Origin of the sequence: Bacillus sp. DU-106 (assembly GCF_004799705.1) — a bacterium.
Lineage (GTDB): Bacteria > Bacillota > Bacilli > Bacillales > Bacillaceae_G > Bacillus_A > Bacillus_A cereus.
Map to the genome: position 1 here is coordinate 4,238,709 of NZ_CP026607.1, position 18,752 is coordinate 4,257,460.

Below are 18,752 nucleotides of genomic sequence, written 5' to 3' on the forward strand. Positions count from 1 at the left end.
TATATCATTATAATTCCTTTGTCATATTATTTTAAAAATTTCGTATATTCATTTGAAAGAATAAGAAAATCATGATAAAATTGTGTTACAAATATATCTATATCTTTCAATTTTTAAAACGCATCGAAATTTTCACCCAAAAATGTCATTTTACAAAAACATGCTAATTTACCTATTTTATTTACATCCGGGTCTCTTTTCTTACAATTTCTTTACTTTAGGACTTTTTTTCTGCAACAACTATTTTCTTTTCTTTAAATTTTTGGTATGTATAGTATGGTATAATAGCTCACACGGAGGTGGAAAAGAACATGTTAGAAACCTTTCAAAAAGAATTAGAACTATATGAAAGTAATGCAGAATTATTAAAAGTGCTAGCTCATCCTGTTCGTTTATGTATCGTAAAAGGATTAATCGAGCGCGGTCCAAGCAACGTTTCTACAATGTATACTGGCTTAAACATGCCACAATCTACAATTTCACAGCATTTAGCAAAATTAAAAAGCGCTAAAATCGTTTCTAGTGAAAGAAAAGGATTGGAAATTTATTACAAAGTAGAGAATGAAACAATCATTCAACTCGTTCGTGTATTATTAGGTTAGGGACTAATAATCGCAGAAAAAGAACGTATTCTATATTTTTTATCTCATATCTTTAATATAAATATATATCATGAGAGGAAATATATAATACTACATAAGTCGTATTAAAAAACAAGACACAGTATATACTGTGTCTTGTTTTTTATATTGTTACATACTGATCCAAATGTAAATGTTGCATATCTTTTGTATGTATAACAACATCAAACGAACTCCCTACTCCTCCATTTAAAATCATAGAACGAACTGCTCGATTTTGTTTTTGCGTTTCAGAAAAAGGATTCGTATCTTGATGGCTCGTAAGCTGTTCTAATATCCCTGCAGCTAACAAGAACTCAGATTGTTTCTTATGCCATACTGCACTCATTCCTTGCATACTAAAGATCTCCTTTAGCTCGTCCCAATGAACATGAGTAGTAAGATCCATTTCACCTGGATGCGCTAGTGGGTTACGCATTAGCTTATGCTGATAATATCCTCGCAAACTTCCTTCGCGGTGTGCTGGATGCATCCATTCTTCTTTTGTGTATCCGTAATCAACTGTAATACATATACCTTTTTGAAACCATTTCGAAATTTCTTTTATATACTCCTCCATAACAATTGGTACTTCAAAACGTTGCCCTTCAGCAATATAAATATTATATTTCAATAAATAGCGACCAATTCTTTTATTTAACGGCCTACATACTTCTGAAAGGTTTCCTTCCTCTGTATATGTAATACGTACTTCATACAATATACCATTTCTTTTCTCAATTACTTCAACAGGAAATGCATCAAACAACTCATTCGAAAAAAGAATTCCCTCGAAAGAATCTCCCATTTCACTATAGGAGGTATAGTACGATACATTAGAAAATGAGCCAAGTTGCTCCTGCTGTAATTTCCTATGAAAAGGGCTCACTTCAATCATTGAATAGTTTAAATTAATAAAGGTGTTTGGAGATAATTGCTTCCATTCTTGTAAAACATCATAGGCAAACTTCCCTGTTCCCCCACCAACCTCACAAATATTCGAAGCAACTTCACCATTTTCAACAAGACGAATAAAAAGTTTAGCAAAAGTTTTTGCAAAAACAGAGGATACATTGCTACTTGTAAAAAAATCCCCTTGTCTTCCAATCTTTTCACGTTCTTTCATATAATATCCATGACCCTCCGTATACAATACAAGGTTCATATACGTACTATATGAAATTGAATAATCCTTTTCTTTCCCCATCCATTCTCTTAAAATGAGCTCCATTCCCATAATAACTCCTTATTGTAAAAACGGATTATTTTCTTTTTCAAAGCCAATGCTTGTTTCTGGACCATGTCCACATAACACCGCTGTTTCATCTGGTAATACAAATAATTTCTCTTCAATACTTCCAATTAATTCAGCAAAACTTCCACCAGGCAAATCTGTTCTTCCAATGCTCATTTGGAACAATACATCTCCTGAGAATACAGCATTCGCTTCTTTACTATAATAAGAAATACTTCCTGGAGAATGTCCTGGTGTCTCAAAAACTTCAAAATTAAATGATCCAATTGTTAATGTACCTTCTGCATCAATAATATGATCCGCTGGTTTTGCTGTAATACTGCGGTTCATCATAAAAATTTGAGAGCCGTTTACAGTTGCATCTCCTAACCAATCTGCTTCTTCTTTATGTACGTACACAGGAATATAAAAAGCGTCTCTTACGGCATCAACAGCACCGATATGATCAAAGTGAGCATGTGTTAATAAAACAGCCAATGGTTTTAATTGTTCTTCTTGTAAATATGTAACGAGCTTTTCACCTTCATGACCAGGGTCAAAGATAATGCACTCTTTTTGATCGTTCATTAAAATATAAGCATTTGTTTGTAATGGGCCTAACGGCATTTGTATCCATTTCATATAAAAATCTCCTCCAGTTATTAAAAACTTACTTTTAATGATACAACATTTCTTTCTCTGAGGAAAAGAAAGGATGCTATCTCGACAATCATTTTTAAAACATGTACAATATAAAAGAGTAAATATTCCAAAAACTCATAATAAGAAATGGGTAGACAGAGGAGGATATTGTATGGGCCTTGTTATTATTTTTACACTTGTCACTCTGTTAGCTGTATTTGCTACGCTTAGAACACTTCGTGAAAAAAACTTTTTCGCGAGCGGCTTTGCAATTGCAACTGTACTCGTTTTCGGATGGTTTACGATCATGACTGTTCTATATAACGGGTATCCACCAGCAGCTTAATTCGTTTACACTTTATTCTTCATCGAGATTTTACACAAAAAGAGGAAGGGTTCCCCCTTCCTCTTTTCATATTTCACAACTTATATCATCTTCGCTTCGTATTTGTGCTTTTTTACAAGCCAAGCTCCTCCGATAACACCTGCATCATTACCAAGTGTTGCAATAGCTAACTTCGTGCTCTTTACAGCACGTGAGAAAGCGTATTGCTCGAAATAGCGTTGAATTGGTTCTAATAGCGCATCTCCAGCTTTAGACACGCCTCCACCAATAACAATTTTCTCTGGGTTCAATGTACTAGAAAGGTTCGCTACAGCTAATCCTAAATAAGAAGCTACTTTTTCTACTACTTCACCTGCTAATTCATCACCTTGTCCAAGTGCTTCAAAGACATCTTTTGATGTAATACGTCCTTCTTCAGCTAACATAGAACGCAACACGCTCTCTTTATTAGTCTCTTGTATTTTTTGCATAGCAACACGTACAATACCTGTCGCAGATGCTACTGTTTCTAAGCAACCAGACTTCCCGCAATTACATGGGAAAGCATTTTCTGTAACGACTGTAATATGTCCAATCTCACCAGCAGCACCACTCACGCCGTGTACAATCTCACCATTGGCGATTACACCACCACCAACGCCCGTACCAAGTGTCATACAGATTAAATCTTTTGCACCTTCACCAGCACCTTTCCACATTTCACCAAGCGCTGCTAAGTTCGCATCATTATCAATAACAACAGGTAATCCTGTTTCTACTTCTAATAAATCTTTTAGCGGATAGTTTTTCCATCCTAAATTAACCGCTTCATAAATCATTCCAGACGCCACATGTACAGGACCAGGAGCTCCCATACCAATACCAATTAATTTGCTCTTCAATTCGCCTAATTCTTCTAGCTTTTTATCAATTGCTTTCGCAACATCAAGTGTAATATGTTTTCCTTGCTCACCTGTATTCGTAGGGATTTCCCACTTATGTAAAATTTCACCGTATACATTAATAAATGCTAATTTAATCGTTGTACCACCAAGGTCAACACCAACTAACCATTTCTCTTCCATGTTGCTTACCTACCTTTATCTAATTCTTATTTAGCTCTTTTTGAATTTCTTGCTTCAATAAAAATAAAGCTGTTTGATAGTCTTGTGGATCGATTAGCTGTGATTGATTTAATTCACGCAATTCATCTTGCATTAATTGTAAATCTGCAATTCGATCTCCCGTATAAATAATCGTACCAAATTTCTTTAGCAATTGCTGAATATCATAAATAGATACCATTTCATCACCCTCTATGCTCACTTACTATAAAAAATTATAATAAGAAAACGTTCACATATTTTATTATAATCAAGAAGAAAAAGTCTCGTCAATTTTTATTTGTCTATACAAGCTTATTTATAAGCAGTGTTCCTTTTTCTGTAATAATTTTTTCTATGTTTTTATCAAATGGCTCTACTGGAATGTGTTTTACCATTTGAAAATCATACGCTAATGACAGCGTTTTCCCTTTATAATGCACGAGATAACGATCATAATAGCCACCGCCGTACCCAATTCGCTCTCCTCGTTCTGTATAAGCTACGCCTGGGACAATTTGAAGATCAATTTCATCCATATTCACTTCTTCCGTAAGCCCGGGAATCGGTTCACGTAAATTCATATACACCGTTTCTAATTGATCAAAATTATTAATTTGCCGGAAGGACATCGTTCTAGTTCCTTTATTACACTTAGGAACTACAACTTTCTTTCCTTCTTCCCAAGCTTTTTCGATAATAGGATATGTATTCACTTCATTTTCCATTGAAAGAGTAATTCCAATTGTTTTAGCTTCAACCCACTCTTTTTGCGCATACAACGAAAATGCAATCTGTTCTGATAAAGTTGTATACTGTTCTTCTGATAAAGAATTCATGTGTTCTATTATTTGTTTACGTAAACGTACTTTCTCTGCTTTCACACATTCTCCCCCTTACAGTGACACTTTACTCTATGCTGATAGTGTATCACTTTTAACATAGGAATCGAATAAAAAAAGAAACAGTAGGAAAATATTCCTACTGCTTACTTTGTTTCACGGTGTAACGTAGACTTCTTGTCACGCTTGCAATACTTTTTAAGCTCGATACGCTCAGCGTTGTTACGTTTATTTTTCTTTGAGATATAGTTACGATCTCCGCATTCTGTACATGCTAGAGTAATATTCACACGCATTCTTATTTCCCTCCAGTACTAATAACTTAAATCAGACTATACTATAATACCACTTTTAAAATAAAAATTCTACACCTTTTGATATTGTCTAATTTTTTCTATAAGATTTTTCATATTTTCCCTTGCTATTACTGGGTTTCTAGCATGTGAATACACCAAAAATTTTGGTTGTTTTGTGTCAGAAACGATATAAGACCACTCTTTTTCAGTATATTTGAACTGTACTCCTTCAAATATACCTTCTCCCTTCCTTTCTATATCATCCAATAATTTCCTCATAATTTCCCCTTTTTCATTCCATGAACATACCACTTCATCATAAAGTAAATAGAGCGGAGGTGATTGCTCTACTATGCTGAGAAACGTTTTTCCTTGCAATGCTATTAGCTCGAATAATTTTCCAATCCGATATAAAATATCTCGCTTCCACCTTACTTGAAACGACTTTCTTTCATCCTGCGTATAAAATAGAAGATAACATTCTCCTAACTTCAAAGACATTGGGTAAATATTTCCTGTCGATTCGAGTAAGAAATCTGGAATATCGACCTCTTCCAAATCTGTACCTTGGTAAATATTACTATGTTTATCGTATAACTCGAAATGATTTCCTTGCTCAGAAAACATAAGAGCCATATTCGCTTTACTTGATTTCATCAAAGCTTTCACATGATCTTTTTGTTCGCTTGCATAAATCCATGTAACTGTACAACCAAGTCTTTGCAGAAAGAGCATAAGTAAATGTTGCAACGTATCATTTCTCTTATTAATAAGAAGATGAAACTTCTGCATCTGTATTTTCTCGATATCAATATGCCCCAATATAACTTCTATATACTCATTCATAGAAACATGAACCAGCTTATTTCGCCCCATCTCTTTCTCATGCACGTAATAAAACAATTCGGACATATATACTTGTTCTATCTCTTTTTGCTGCTTATACGTTAACGGCATGCCAGCTTGACCATACAACTTTATAACAATCTCATTCTCATTCTCCACTTGAATGAAAACCCCACCTGCACATTGCAAATGATGAACACTATATTGAAAAAGTGACTCGTTCATTTCTTTACATTCCATCGTATGAATCCCTATACCATGAATAGCATGTAAAAATAAATTTTTATAAGAGGTTGTTTCTATATTTTCTTGACTTCCAATTAATATACTTTCTCCTTTTTTAAAAAGAGAACCATACGCCATCGCAATCTTCACGATAAACTGGGGAGTAATTTCAACATTCCCTCTTCCTACAATGCGGCTTTTTTGTAACCACCCTGCACTCATTTCACTCTCTTGAATACCAGCCGCTCCTACTATCGAATGACTATCAATCGCCTTATAAGGCCATAGTTTTCCTTTTTGCTTAATTACCGTACTTCTTCCGATGTGACAGTGATCCGCTACAACACTTTTTTGAAACAGTGTAACATCATCTTCAACTATTGTACGCTCTCCTATTGTCGTTTCTAATAGTTCACAATACTTCCCAATGTGGGCATTTGCAAAAACAATACTTTTTTGAAGATGAGAATAATTTGAAACGATACTATTTTTCCCAATAATAGAATATGGCTCAATTACAGCTCCTGTACCAATCTTTGCTCCTTCTCCAATAAAAGAGGGGCCATGAATTTTCGTCCCTTTACCAATCGTCACCCCTTCTCCCATCCATACCATCGGTAATACTTCTGTATAAGGAATAGGTACTTGTAACTTTTTCGTTAACAAATCAAATTGTGCTTGTCGATATTGATTAAATGTGCCGATATCTAACCAATAACCTTCTGACAAATATGCGAATAACACATTTTTGTTTGCCAATAACGGAAACACATCATGACTGAAATCAAAAAATTGCCTAGGCGGTATGTAAGAAAAGACTTCTGGCTCCATAATATATATGCCTGTATTCACAACATTAGATACTACCTCATTCCAGCCCGGCTTTTCTATATATCGTGTAACCTCCTGGTCTTTATTCATTACAACCAATCCAAATGAGAGTGGATTTTCTACTTCTTTCACAAACATTGTTACCATTCTTTTCTTTTGTTCATGAAACCTAATTCCTTCTGATAATTGAAAGTCAGTTAATGCATCCCCGCTTATCACAACAAATGTTTCATCTAAAAATTGTTCTGCTTGTTTAATACTCCCTGCTGTGCCAAGCGGAGGAGAGTCTTCAAAATAATACAAGTTAACTCCCCATTTACTACCGTCACCAAAATATTGCTTAATGGTCGTACTCATATATTGAACAGTAATTGCAATTTCACGAATACCATGCTGGCGTAATAACTCAATATTATATTCTAAAACTGGTTTTTCTAATAATGGTAACATCGGCTTTGGAGTATTACATGTTAATGGTCTAAGGCGCCTTCCTTTTCCTCCAGCTAAAATAACCCCCTTCATATACTTCAGCCTCCACTTATATAATGTTCAGTAACTCCATATACCATATGTATATTCCCTATCCCACATGAACTAGCAGCATAAACTTGATTAGTTAAACACATCCTCATTTAGAAGACTATATAATTAAATTTCTAACCTATAAAAACGTACATTTCAAACAACAAGAAAGCGCTTACTATAAATTGGTAAATAATACTTATTAACGACAAACATATATACTAATTTTTCCATTACATTATGATACATCTTATCATCATAAACTAAAGGAAACAACGAGCTTTTTTTGTCATGTTTTGACTAAAAAAAGCAGGTGATTTCTCATCACCTACTTTCATTCCTACTCATTCAATAAATAATGCTTTCCTTTTACTAAATAAAAGACATTTTCAGCAATATTTGTAATATGATCTGCTACACGCTCAATATATCTCGCGACAAATGATAATTGTGTAATTTGCGTAATTGCTTCTGGTTGTTCCGGAACTGAAGATATAAACTCACGAATTGCTTTTCCATATATTTCATCAACGGAATCATCCATTTCAGCAATTTGTTTCGCAAAAGTTAAATTTTCTTGTTCATATGCTTCTAACGCTAAATGCAACATCTCATTTGCAACCGCAAACATTTCATCTAGGTTGTGCAAACTAACAGCCACTTCTTTTTCCCCAAGACGAATTGTAGCCTTTGCAATATTAACAGCATGATCTGCAATGCGCTCTAAATCTGTCGCTGTTTTAATTGAAATAAAAATCCTTCTTAAGTCACTTGCTACAGGTTGCTGCTTCGTAATGAGCATAAGCGCAAGATCGTTTATTTCCTCTTCTAAATTATCCATGCGGTAATCACCATCAATGACCTCTAACGCTTTCTCTACATCTCTTGTATGCAGACCTTCCATAGCAATCAATAAAGCCGCATTTGCTAATTCTCCAAGCTCAATCACCTTTTGCTGTAACGCTTTTAAATCACCTTGGAACTGTTCTCTTACCATTTTTCTTCCCCCTCAATATTATGTGCCATTATATAAAAGTGAAACTTTAATCAACCCTCATCAATCGGGATTTGATAGGCAGCAAGATCCCCTCCCTAACTTCTTTGCTTTCGCTAAATTTTAAGGTGGGGGTCTTACTGCCCGCAAATAGCGGGGTAAATCTCCTACATAGCCTCTTACGCTTGTAATAAAACTTAAGATAAGGAGAAGTATTACTTCTTTATTAACAGTAAGATAAAATAAGAAATGCCCTCTGTTAAGAGGGCATTTGCTCTTAGCTTTGAAACGATATCAACCAAAGCGACCTGTAATATAATCTTCTGTACGCTTATCTGAAGGAGTCGTAAATAATTTGTTTGTATCTGTATACTCCACAACTTCCCCGCTTAAGAAGAAAGCTGTTTTGTCTGAAATACGCGCTGCTTGTTGCATATTATGCGTTACGATAACAATACTAAAATCTTTCTTTAGCTCTTGAATTAATTCTTCTACTTTTAATGTTGAAATTGGGTCTAATGCCGATGTTGGCTCATCCATTAAAATAACGTCTGGCTCAATAGCTAAGCAGCGTGCGATGCATAGACGCTGTTGCTGTCCACCAGATAAACCGTATGCATTATCGTGCAAACGATCTTTTAACTCATCCCAAATCGCTGCTCCACGTAAACTTTTTTCAACAATTTCATCTAATGTCTTTTTGTCACGAATACCATGGATTTTTGGACCGTATGTTACATTCTCATAAATAGATTTTGGAAATGGATTTGGCTTTTGGAACACCATTCCTACATGCGTTCTTAATTCTTCAACTGGATATGATTTATCAAATATATTGCGTTCTCTATACTCAATTACACCTGTAGTTCGAACGATCGGTACTAACTCTACCATGCGATTTAATGTTTTTAAGTACGTTGATTTACCACAGCCACTTGGACCGATAATGGCTGTAACTTCATTCTCATGAATACTTAAATTAATATCTTTTAAAGCATGGTCTTCCCCGTACCATAAATTTAAGTTTTTCGTATCAAATACTACCTTCTTTGGCGCAGTCTCGATTTTCTCTTCGTTTTTCACCTGTACATTTACTACTGTTGCTACCATTTGAATTCCCCTTTCATCCACTTCCAACTTATTTTCGATTTCGTAACCATAAAACAAATATATTGATAAATAGCAACAAACCTAACAAAACAATCATCCCAGCTGCTGCTACATACTGAAATTCTTCTTGTGGCCTACTCATCCAATTAAAAATTTGAATTGGTAGAACTGTAAATCTATCAAACATACTAAATGGAACATAATTTGCAAACGCAAGTGCCCCAATAACTAATAGTGGTGCAGCCTCTCCAATTGCTCTTGATATCGCTAACGTACAGCCCGTTATAATCCCTGGGAAAGCATATGGCAATACAATTTGATACATCGTTTGCCACTTCGTAGCACCTAATCCGTAAGAACCCTCTAATAAAACACTTGGTACTGATCGAATTGCTTCTTGACTCGCCACAACAACTGTTGGTAAAACGAGTAGACTCATCGTCAATGCTGCTGCAACTATACTCTCTCCTAAATGAAGAGCATATACAAAAATAGTTAAACCAAGCAATCCAAATACAACGGACGGTACTCCTGCCAACGTTTGATTATTAATCTCTATTATTTTTTTAAATAGAGATTCCTTCGCATATTGCTCTAAATAAAGTGCTGTTCCAACTCCAAATATAAAAGAAACAGGTATAACAATACTCATAAATAATATTGTCCCTGACAAAGCTGCAGCAATACCAGCTTCTTTCGGATTACGTGAAGCGAAATTTGTAAAGAAATCTATTGAAAGATAACTTATACCTTTTTCAACAATTTGAAACAGTAACAAAAACAAAATTACGATTGAAAATAAAATTGCTATATAAAATAACAATTTGTAAATTCGATCTTTTAAAAAGCGTGATGCCATATTTTTTTGTATTTTTTTATGATTCAACATTCGCATATTATGTCATCCTCCTAAAACGGCGCATAATTGACTGCGAAATGATGTTCATAATAAAGGTAAACAAAAATAACGTTGCGCCTACAGCATACATGCTGTAATACGTAATCGTTCCATGCGGAGCATCACCTAAACTTACTTGCACAATATAGGCTGTTAACGTTTGAATAGAATGTGTCGGATCAAGCGATACATTTGGTGTGGATCCTGCTGCAATTACAACGATCATCGTTTCACCAATTGCACGAGAAGCTGCTAATATAATTGCTGCCATAATCCCTGTAAAAGCGGACGGAAACACCACTTGTTTTACCATTTCAAACCGCGTCGCTCCGAGTGCTAATGAAGCTTCTTTCGTCCCTTTCGCCACAGCTCTCATCGCGTCTTCAGATAGAGATGCAATTGTAGGCATCATCATAAATCCGATAACGATTCCTGGACTAATCGCATTAAAAAACTGTAAATCTGGTATAATCCTTTGTAAAAGCGGTGTAACAACTGTTAATGCAAAAAAACCATATACAATTGTCGGGATACCTGCTAATAGCTCTAACATCGGCTTTAATATTTTCCGTGCACTATTTGAAGCATATTCGCTTAAAAATACGGCACACGCTAAACCGATAGGAATTGCTACAAACATAGCAATTGCTGTTACAAGGAACGTTCCACATATAAGTGGTAATATACCGAATTTAGGATCTTCAAAAAATGGTAACCATTCTTTCTCCGTTAAAAAGGAGTATAATGATATTTTTTGAAAAAACATGATTGTTTCATTAGAGAGCGTAAAAACAATTCCAAGTGTCGTCACAATAGAAACACTAGCAATTATTTTTAGTAATAAAGGCACTATTCGATTGATTCGCTGCGTTTTTTTTCTTTGTTTTGTATTTCTTTCAATCAAATGTTGTACAGAAAATGTAATTTGACTTTTGTCATTATGAGCCAAAGATGAAAACCCCTTTCCACCCTGACATTACCCTTTTATTTCTGTTAACATACGCAGCTGTTCATTGTATTTTTCTTTTCTTAATTTTACATATCCGACCTCTTCAGCGAGGTTACCGACATGCTGAATCATAAACTCAACATAGTTTGCTACATTCATTTTATTTCGGATAGATGCATTATTCACATAAGTAAGTAGCGGCCTAGATAACGGCTTATACTTACCTGATTGAATGGTCTCTTTCGTCGGAAATACACCATTTACTTTTATTGCTTTCACCTTATCTCGATTAGCCATATAATAAGCATATCCTACAAAAGCAATGGCATGTTTATCATTCATTACCCCTTGCATAATAACTTGATCATCTTCAGACAAAGAGACTTTTTTTACAATGCGATGATTTTGTAAGATGACATTTTGAAAATAATCATACGTACCAGAGTCTACGCCTGGTGCATAAAACTTCACTTGTTCACGTGGCCATGTTGAATGAATTTGTGACCATCGCTTCTCTCTTCCATCTTCACTCCAAAGTAGTCGTAACTCGTCTACTGACATATCGTCTACCCATGTATTATGGCGATTCACAACAATCGTAAGACCGTCGTTAGCAACCTCAAAAGGTGTGAACTGAATAGAGTTTTTCTTCATTTCATTTTTCTCGACTTGTTTCATTACTCTCGAAGCATTATTTATATCTACTTCTCCTTTACTGAAACGATTAAATCCTCCCCCAGTTCCAGAAATACTGATGGAAATTTTCACGTCTGGATGCACCTTTGTATATTCCTCCGCTACTGCTTCTATAATAGGAAAAACCGTTGAGGATCCATCAACTCTCACTTCTCCCGTATCATTTAAAGCAAATGCAGTAGACATTTCAAAACAGAGGAACCATATTGATAATACGAAAACTTTAATCGGTGTACGCATCCATTTCACGTGTTCTTCCTCCTAGAAGTAACCGGAAATAACAGGATTACAGATATAAGAATACTGCTAAACTATTAATTCGGTTTTAATTGTTTGTAAAAGTTTTGTAAAGTTCCACAAAAATCAACATACGGTACAATTTCAATTCAGTAGTAGCTATTCATTTCCTCTGATGATTTCCCTATAAAACAGTTATCCCCTATCCCATCATATACAAGTATCATTTATACGGCCGCGTTTTTTCAATGTTGTATACTTGTCCACATTTATTACACGATATGCATAAACCATAAAAAAAAGCACACTATCTTTTCAGATAGTGTGCTTTTTTACAACTTTTTTATTCATCATCTTGCTCTTTATTTTTATTGTCTTTATCATCTTTTGGAGCTTCACCATTTACTTCCTTGTTTTTCAAATCAAAGTAAGCGTCCATAATTTCACGACCAATATATCCATTAATACCAGTCTTATCATCATGTACCCATGGAACGACAACAGAGAATGCTACTTCTGGATCTTCAAGTGGCGCATAACCTACTAATGTTAAGTTATATGTTTCCACACGTTCACCTTTTGCATTTCTACCAATCTCTTTATCTCCACCATACACAGTTTGCGCCGTACCCGTCTTCCCTGCCGCTTTATATTTTGCACCTGTAAAGTATTTTGTAGCTGTACCACCTGAATCATTATACACTTGTCTAAATCCTTCTTGAACATGTTTAATTTGCGATTCCGGCATATCAATACGATTTAATACTTTCGGTTCCATAGATTGAACAACTTTCCCAACTTCATCTGGTTTCACTGCCGGTTGACGAATTTCTTTTACAACTTGTGGTTGCATGCGATATCCGCCATTGGCAATCGTCGAAATATATTGCGCTAATTGAAGCGGTGTATACGTATCATACTGTCCAATTGATAAATCTAGTAAGAAACCTGGTTGACTACTTCTACCCATCTGACCAGCAGATTCATTCGGTAAATCAATTCCTGTTTTTACACCAAGTCCAAACTGTCCAAAATAATAACGCATCGTATCAAATGCTTTTTGAGGTATATCTAACGTACCACCTCTCACATATTTAACACCGGCGATATTCATCGCTGTTTTAAACATATAAACGTTAGAAGACATTTTTAAAGCTGTAAGGTCATTAATGTATCCCATCGTTTTCCAAGACGACTTCGTAGGTGTACCTTTTAATTTAATTGGTTCATCCAATTGCACCGATCCTGGTTGAATCGCACCAGTTTGATATCCAGTAAGTACTGTTGCACCTTTTACAGTTGATCCCATCGGATAAGAACTTGTCATGGTACCTAATGCAAAGTCATTTACTTTCGTTTGACCATCTTCGTTAACTAATTGTTTCCCCGCCATAGATAAAACTTCACCATTTTTTGGGTTCATCATTACAACGAATGCGCGATCTAAAAGAGGTTCGCTTCCTTTAAATCTCATTAAATTCTTCGCAAGAATATCTTCCACACGCTTTTGTAATTCCATATCAATTGTTAAATTCAGATCATTACCACTTTGTCCTTTTGATACATTAATCGTTTCTAAAATATTACCGTTTTTATCTGTAACATTTCTAACTTCTGCTTTCGTACCGTGCAGACTATCTTCATACTGTTGTTCAAGATAACTTTTTCCTACTCGGTCATTTCGATTATAATCACGAACAAGATAGTAATCTAGTCTTTCTCTCGGTAAGCCTTCATCAGATGTCGACACCCCACCTAGTACACTTCGGAATAAATCATCGTACGTATATTTTCGCTCCCAATCAACATTCGTATCTACACCTGGTAATGCTGCTAGGTTTTCACTAATAATCGAATATTCCTTTTCTGTAGCATCCTTTTTAATAACTTGAGGTGTCATTGCATATCCGCCGTCCATCTTACTTTTAATCGCTAGTATTTCTAGATCTTTTGCGGATAATTGATTAATCTCTTCTTCTGTTACACGACTTCGCTGACGCTCGTCTAATTCTTTATCATCAATTTTTTTATCTTTAAACTCTTGACGATCTTTATTCGTAATTTTTTCTTTAGCTTCCTCTTTATGCATAGCAAGCCAATAATCTTTTTTATCGCGATCTGTTAATTTATCTGTCGGTACTTCAATCAAATCTGCTAGCTTTTTCGCTGTTTCTAAGCGATCTTCTGCAGTTGATCCTTTCATTTTTGTAAATGTAATAGTACGAACGGCTGCATTATCTACTACAGGTCGCCCATAACGGTCAAATATTTTCCCACGCGGTACAGGATTACTTATCGTTGAGTTTTCTTTCTTCTCCACTTCATTCTTATATTCTTCACCGCGAACAATTTGTACATATCCGAGCCTTACAATAACAGCGGAGAACATTAAAAACACGCAGAAAAACAGCACGTTTAACCGAAAAGGAACGTGGGTCTTTTTCTTATTTTGCTTCTGCTTCTTGCTCATACAAACCCCCTCTACCAACAGCTATGTAATGTGAAAGGGACACCTTCATACAGGTGTCCTCACTGCTGTCTTACATCTTTTTCTATTCTAGCATAAAACAAACGAGAAGTTAACCTTCTGGTTCAGTTTGGTTTTGCGCGTTCCCTTGCGTTACAACACTTGCTTTACTCGCATTTCCCTCATCATATTTGACATTTTTAACTGCAAAATAAATAAGAAAATGTCCAGCACCTAAAATACATAATAAGTAAGGTAAACTTTTTTCAGGTGGAAAGAATAGTACAGCACATAAAAAACTTAAAATGGAACAGATTCTTCCGGCGTTTAACCATAGCTCCCGAACAACGACATATTCCACACGCCATTCTCTCGCATTTTTCGCTCTACCAATTACGTCATATGTCATTGATCCGTACGGAACAAGTAAAATAGGATATGCAATTGCAATACATGCCGCATAAATAAGTAATTTCGTGTATGTAACATTGAAAATAACTAAAAAGACGACAGCATATAAAATAATGCCTCCAAGTAAAATTGCTTTTTTTCGCCACTCCTTCTTTAACATACGAGCAACTAAGTAATAACATACAAAGGATACAGCAGAGTTCACTAAACTGTATTTCCCTAATGCAAACTCACTATTAGTTGCTAAATAAACATATACTGAAATGACAAAAATAAACGTTCCTTCTCTCAATCCTTGGAAAAAATGAGCTCGTGTAATCTTTCCCCAATTTTTATCAATCCGTCGTTCTTTCAATACTTGCACGATTTCATAACGCCCTTCACATTCTCTTTTAGATAAAAAGAAGCTTAAGACGACAGCAATTGCAAATAGAACTAATGAAAGAAAGAATATAACAGTATAGCCACTCCATTTCTCCATACGTGAAATTGTGTATCCTGCTGCTATTGGTCCAATCATTCCAGAGAAGGATGTAAGAAGTCCAAGAAACCCATTAAAGAAATCTCTTGTTTCTGGTTCTGTAATTTCAAATGTCAATAAGTTAAAAGCCAACCAGTAAAAACCGTATCCTACTCCTAAAAGAGCCCCCATTAATAAAATATACTGAGAAGCACTTTTCCCTGCTACTAAGACAACAATAAAAAAAATTGCGAGCGTCCCTACTCCTATTCGTAATAAAATCGAGCGATCGATACGTTTCGCTAATTTTCCCCCTACAAGAAATGTGAGAGGCTGTAATACCACGCTGGCTAAATTATACAAGCCAAGATTCACATAATTTTGTGTTTGTTTCCATAAATAAATATTTACAAACGTATTCGATAAAGAAATTGCGAGCGTGTATAAACCTCCTATAAGGAGCAATAACACTAAATCCCGATTCACTTCAACGTCACCAATTATATGTTTCCATTTCATACACAACTCTCCTTTACTTCATGTTCTAGTCTTCCAAAGACAAGCCCAATTATGTAAAAGGAAAGCATAGAAAAAAGCTAGGAGCTCTCCCCTAGCTTTTTCTATATTTATTACGATTATTTTGCTTCTTGGTAACGTTTTTCAGCAGCGTTCCAATCTACAACGTTCCAGAATGCGCCGATGTAGTCTGGACGACGGTTTTGGTAGTTTAAGTAGTAAGCATGCTCCCAAACATCTAAACCGATAACTGGAGTTTTACCTTCAGTTAAAGGAGAATCTTGGTTTGGAGTGCTTGTTACTTCTAACTCACCATTGTTTACTACTAACCAAGCCCAACCAGAACCGAAGCGAGTTGCGCCAGCTTTTGCGAATTCTTCTTTGAATGCATCGAAGCTACCGAATTTTGCTTCAATTGCAGTTGCAAGTTCACCTACAGGTTGTCCTCCGCCGTTTGGAGATAGGATTGTCCAGAAGAATGTATGGTTAGCATGTCCGCCACCATTGTTACGTACTGCTGTACGGATTGCTTCTGGTACTTCGTTTAAGTTTGCAACTAATTCTTCTACGCTTTTGTCAGCTAATTCTGCATGACCTTCTAAAGCAGCGTTTAAGTTTGTAATGTACGTGTTGTGATGTTTTGTATGATGGATGTTCATTGTTTCTTTGTCAAAGTGAGGCTCTAAAGCATCATACGCATAAGGTAAATTTGGTAATTCGTGTTTTGCCATTGTTATATTCCTCCCAGTTTATGTATTGCCACTTAAGTGACATACAACTTCATTCTACCCTAATTGCCATAGGGTGCAAACAAATAAATCACATTGTCTTGCTATCATTAAAGTAGCAAAATTCCCACTTCTTTTCAATTAAAATGCTCATATATTCCGTAAAAAAAGCTTCCTTCTACAAGGAAGCTTCCTGCTAACATAATAAACATGCGAAATGGATATGGACCCTGTAGGACTCGAACCTACGACCGGACGGTTATGAGCCGTCTGCTCTAACCAGCTGAGCTAAGGGTCCACAATTATGTATGTAACAACATATCAAATAGAGGAATTCCTATCGGATATGCTCTTTAAGAAATGTAAGATAAATTTACCATATAGAAAAGAAAAGTGTCAATTGTATTTTTCTTATTTAAAAGAAGAAAGTTAATAAAAGAAATTTAGTTATCTCCACTATATGTAAATATAATATATCTTGAGATTCTCTAGATTCCTACGTTACAATGATTTTATACATACATAAAGGAAGTGAATCTATGTCCATATTTACCCAATTCGTAAAAAGCATATACTCGCCTAAAGATATGGCGCTATTCCGTTTTCAAAAAATCGGTAAAACCATTTTGTATATTATGCTACTTTGCTTAATTACTACTATTCCAAGAACTTTTTTGTACGGTAGTTTTATCCAGGATGGTGTTGGCATGGTAAATCAAGTCATCGATAAAGATTTACCTGATTTTAAAATCGAAAATGGCGAACTAAAAGCCGATATTGATCAACCTATTGAAAAAGAAGAAGGAAATACACTTTTCGTATTTGATCCAAATTCAACAGACCTAGAAAAATATCAAAATAAAACAGGTTTATTTGTTTTAAAAGATAAAGTAGTCTCTATGGGAAATGGTCAAACACAAACGTATTCTTATAACGATTTGTTAGGTGCATCTCTTGAGAAAAAAGATCTACAAGAATTTATTTCTTTATTCGATAATATTTATCCAATTTTATTATTTGTTATTGGATTCTTAGTGTACCTATTCCAATTATTCATAACTTTTGTAGGCGTGACTTTACTTGCGTTCATCGGTTCTGCTATGAGCGGTCAACGTAAACTATCCTATAAACAAGTTTGGACACTAACTGCATACAGCTACACGATCCCAACCATTTTCTTCATGATTATGGATTTATTCAAAATCGTCGTACCTGGAGCAACGTTCATTTATATCGCTGTTGTTTTAATCGTTCTATACTTAACGATTAAAGAGGTACCCAAACCGAAAGAAAAATAAAAAATGCCTAAATAGGCATTTTTTTTTTGGACAAGCATATATTCCTAGCAAAGGAGTGAAGAATATGAAGAGATTAGGTATATTCCTATTCGTGCTTGTTCTCGGTTATATATTTTATTACGATATAAAAATCGGTACTTTACCGATGTTAAGTTCATATAAAAAAACAACTGCTGCTCAAACAATTAAAAAAGAAAACACAGACAGTCAACAAAATAAAGCGAACAAAACAGAAAAAGAAACGGATGTATCTTATAAAACAATTGAAGTAAAAACTGGTGAGACAGTTCTTTCTATTACAGAACAAATTAACAAGAAAAAAATTCCTTCCATAGAAAAAGTCATTGACGACTTTAAACAATTAAACAAAAGTACATCTGCTACAAAAATACAAATTGGAAAGTCTTATAAATTCCCGTTATATCAATAAGCTATCACTTAATCCTTGTCAATTACATAAAGGCGCTGATACAATAGTAAAAGTGAAACCGAGTACTTCGGT

The 18,752-nt window shown here is 35.1% G+C and carries 19 protein-coding genes and 1 tRNA gene; 4 read left to right on the forward strand and 16 right to left on the reverse strand.

Annotation, left to right across the window (positions count from 1 at the left end):
- The first annotated feature begins 311 nt into the window (after positions 1 to 311).
- The gene (locus C3Y97_RS21540; protein WP_000894377.1) at positions 312 to 602 is read left to right on the forward strand and encodes an ArsR/SmtB family transcription factor; all 291 of its coding nucleotides are present in this window, start codon (positions 312 to 314) and stop codon (positions 600 to 602) included.
- Between the two features lie 142 nt (positions 603 to 744).
- Here C3Y97_RS21540 and C3Y97_RS21545 read toward each other — a convergent pair whose 3' ends face one another.
- Positions 745 to 1,857: a class I SAM-dependent methyltransferase gene (locus tag C3Y97_RS21545; protein WP_000525154.1), complete on the reverse strand. Its 1,113-nt coding sequence runs from the start codon at positions 1,855 to 1,857 to the stop codon at positions 745 to 747.
- 9 nt (positions 1,858 to 1,866) lie between these two features.
- Complete coding sequence (locus C3Y97_RS21550) at positions 1,867 to 2,496, reverse strand: MBL fold metallo-hydrolase (RefSeq protein WP_000871231.1); 630 nt, start codon at positions 2,494 to 2,496, stop codon at positions 1,867 to 1,869.
- Between the two features lie 172 nt (positions 2,497 to 2,668).
- Here C3Y97_RS21550 and C3Y97_RS21555 point away from each other — a divergent pair, with 172 nt between their 5' ends.
- Complete coding sequence (locus C3Y97_RS21555) at positions 2,669 to 2,842, forward strand: DUF2759 domain-containing protein (protein ID WP_000524852.1); 174 nt, start codon at positions 2,669 to 2,671, stop codon at positions 2,840 to 2,842.
- Between the two features lie 80 nt (positions 2,843 to 2,922).
- On the opposite strand, the gene glcK is transcribed toward C3Y97_RS21555, so the two are convergent.
- From glcK to C3Y97_RS21630, 14 genes are all read right to left on the reverse strand, one after another.
- Positions 2,923 to 3,906 carry a glucokinase gene (glcK, locus tag C3Y97_RS21560; protein WP_000391704.1) on the reverse strand — a complete coding sequence of 328 codons (984 nt, stop codon included), beginning with the start codon at positions 3,904 to 3,906 and terminating at the stop codon, positions 2,923 to 2,925.
- Between the two features lie 19 nt (positions 3,907 to 3,925).
- Positions 3,926 to 4,126, reverse strand: a complete 201-nt coding sequence (locus C3Y97_RS21565; protein ID WP_000253699.1) for a YqgQ family protein — start codon at positions 4,124 to 4,126, stop codon at positions 3,926 to 3,928.
- A gap of 103 nt (positions 4,127 to 4,229) precedes the next feature.
- Positions 4,230 to 4,808, reverse strand: a complete 579-nt coding sequence (locus tag C3Y97_RS21570) for a 5-formyltetrahydrofolate cyclo-ligase (protein WP_000642750.1) — start codon at positions 4,806 to 4,808, stop codon at positions 4,230 to 4,232.
- Between the two features lie 104 nt (positions 4,809 to 4,912).
- Positions 4,913 to 5,062: a 50S ribosomal protein L33 gene (gene rpmG / locus C3Y97_RS21575; RefSeq protein ID WP_001265616.1), complete on the reverse strand. Its 150-nt coding sequence runs from the start codon at positions 5,060 to 5,062 to the stop codon at positions 4,913 to 4,915.
- 69 nt (positions 5,063 to 5,131) lie between these two features.
- On the reverse strand, positions 5,132 to 7,486 hold the full coding sequence (locus C3Y97_RS21580) for a sugar phosphate nucleotidyltransferase (protein WP_000679342.1): 2,355 nt from the start codon (positions 7,484 to 7,486) through the stop codon (positions 5,132 to 5,134).
- Between the two features lie 340 nt (positions 7,487 to 7,826).
- A complete protein-coding gene (phoU, locus tag C3Y97_RS21590; protein ID WP_000251240.1) occupies positions 7,827 to 8,483 on the reverse strand; it encodes a phosphate signaling complex protein PhoU in 657 nt (218 codons plus the stop codon).
- Positions 8,484 to 8,774: 291 nt separating this feature from the next.
- Entirely contained in the window at positions 8,775 to 9,590 is an 816-nt protein-coding gene (pstB, locus tag C3Y97_RS21595) for a phosphate ABC transporter ATP-binding protein (protein WP_000226686.1), read from the reverse strand.
- Positions 9,591 to 9,618: 28 nt separating this feature from the next.
- Entirely contained in the window at positions 9,619 to 10,485 is an 867-nt protein-coding gene (pstA, locus tag C3Y97_RS21600; RefSeq protein ID WP_001242557.1) for a phosphate ABC transporter permease PstA, read from the reverse strand.
- Between the two features lies 1 nt (position 10,486).
- Positions 10,487 to 11,437 carry a phosphate ABC transporter permease subunit PstC gene (gene pstC / locus C3Y97_RS21605; RefSeq protein ID WP_000940918.1) on the reverse strand — a complete coding sequence of 317 codons (951 nt, stop codon included), beginning with the start codon at positions 11,435 to 11,437 and terminating at the stop codon, positions 10,487 to 10,489.
- A gap of 27 nt (positions 11,438 to 11,464) precedes the next feature.
- Positions 11,465 to 12,382 (reverse strand): PstS family phosphate ABC transporter substrate-binding protein, encoded by a 918-nt coding sequence (locus C3Y97_RS21610; RefSeq protein WP_000871829.1) that lies wholly within the window; start codon positions 12,380 to 12,382, stop codon positions 11,465 to 11,467.
- A gap of 331 nt (positions 12,383 to 12,713) precedes the next feature.
- A complete protein-coding gene (locus C3Y97_RS21615) occupies positions 12,714 to 14,840 on the reverse strand; it encodes a peptidoglycan D,D-transpeptidase FtsI family protein (protein ID WP_000038992.1) in 2,127 nt (708 codons plus the stop codon).
- 109 nt (positions 14,841 to 14,949) lie between these two features.
- Positions 14,950 to 16,227, reverse strand: coding sequence for an MFS transporter (locus tag C3Y97_RS21620; RefSeq protein WP_000871384.1), 1,278 nt, complete (start codon positions 16,225 to 16,227; stop codon positions 14,950 to 14,952).
- A 116-nt stretch (positions 16,228 to 16,343) separates the two neighbouring features.
- Entirely contained in the window at positions 16,344 to 16,955 is a 612-nt protein-coding gene (gene sodA, locus C3Y97_RS21625) for a superoxide dismutase [Mn] (protein WP_001052031.1), read from the reverse strand.
- A gap of 221 nt (positions 16,956 to 17,176) precedes the next feature.
- Positions 17,177 to 17,250: transfer RNA gene (locus C3Y97_RS21630), tRNA-Ile, on the reverse strand.
- 241 nt (positions 17,251 to 17,491) lie between these two features.
- Between C3Y97_RS21630 and yqgB the strand changes: the two genes are divergently transcribed.
- Together yqgB and yqfZ are read left to right on the forward strand one after the other, a co-directional pair.
- A complete protein-coding gene (gene yqgB / locus C3Y97_RS21635; RefSeq protein WP_000021898.1) occupies positions 17,492 to 18,250 on the forward strand; it encodes a protein YqgB in 759 nt (252 codons plus the stop codon).
- 64 nt (positions 18,251 to 18,314) lie between these two features.
- On the forward strand, positions 18,315 to 18,680 hold the full coding sequence (yqfZ, locus tag C3Y97_RS21640; protein ID WP_000825414.1) for a protein YqfZ: 366 nt from the start codon (positions 18,315 to 18,317) through the stop codon (positions 18,678 to 18,680).
- The last annotated feature ends 72 nt before the right edge of the window (positions 18,681 to 18,752 follow it).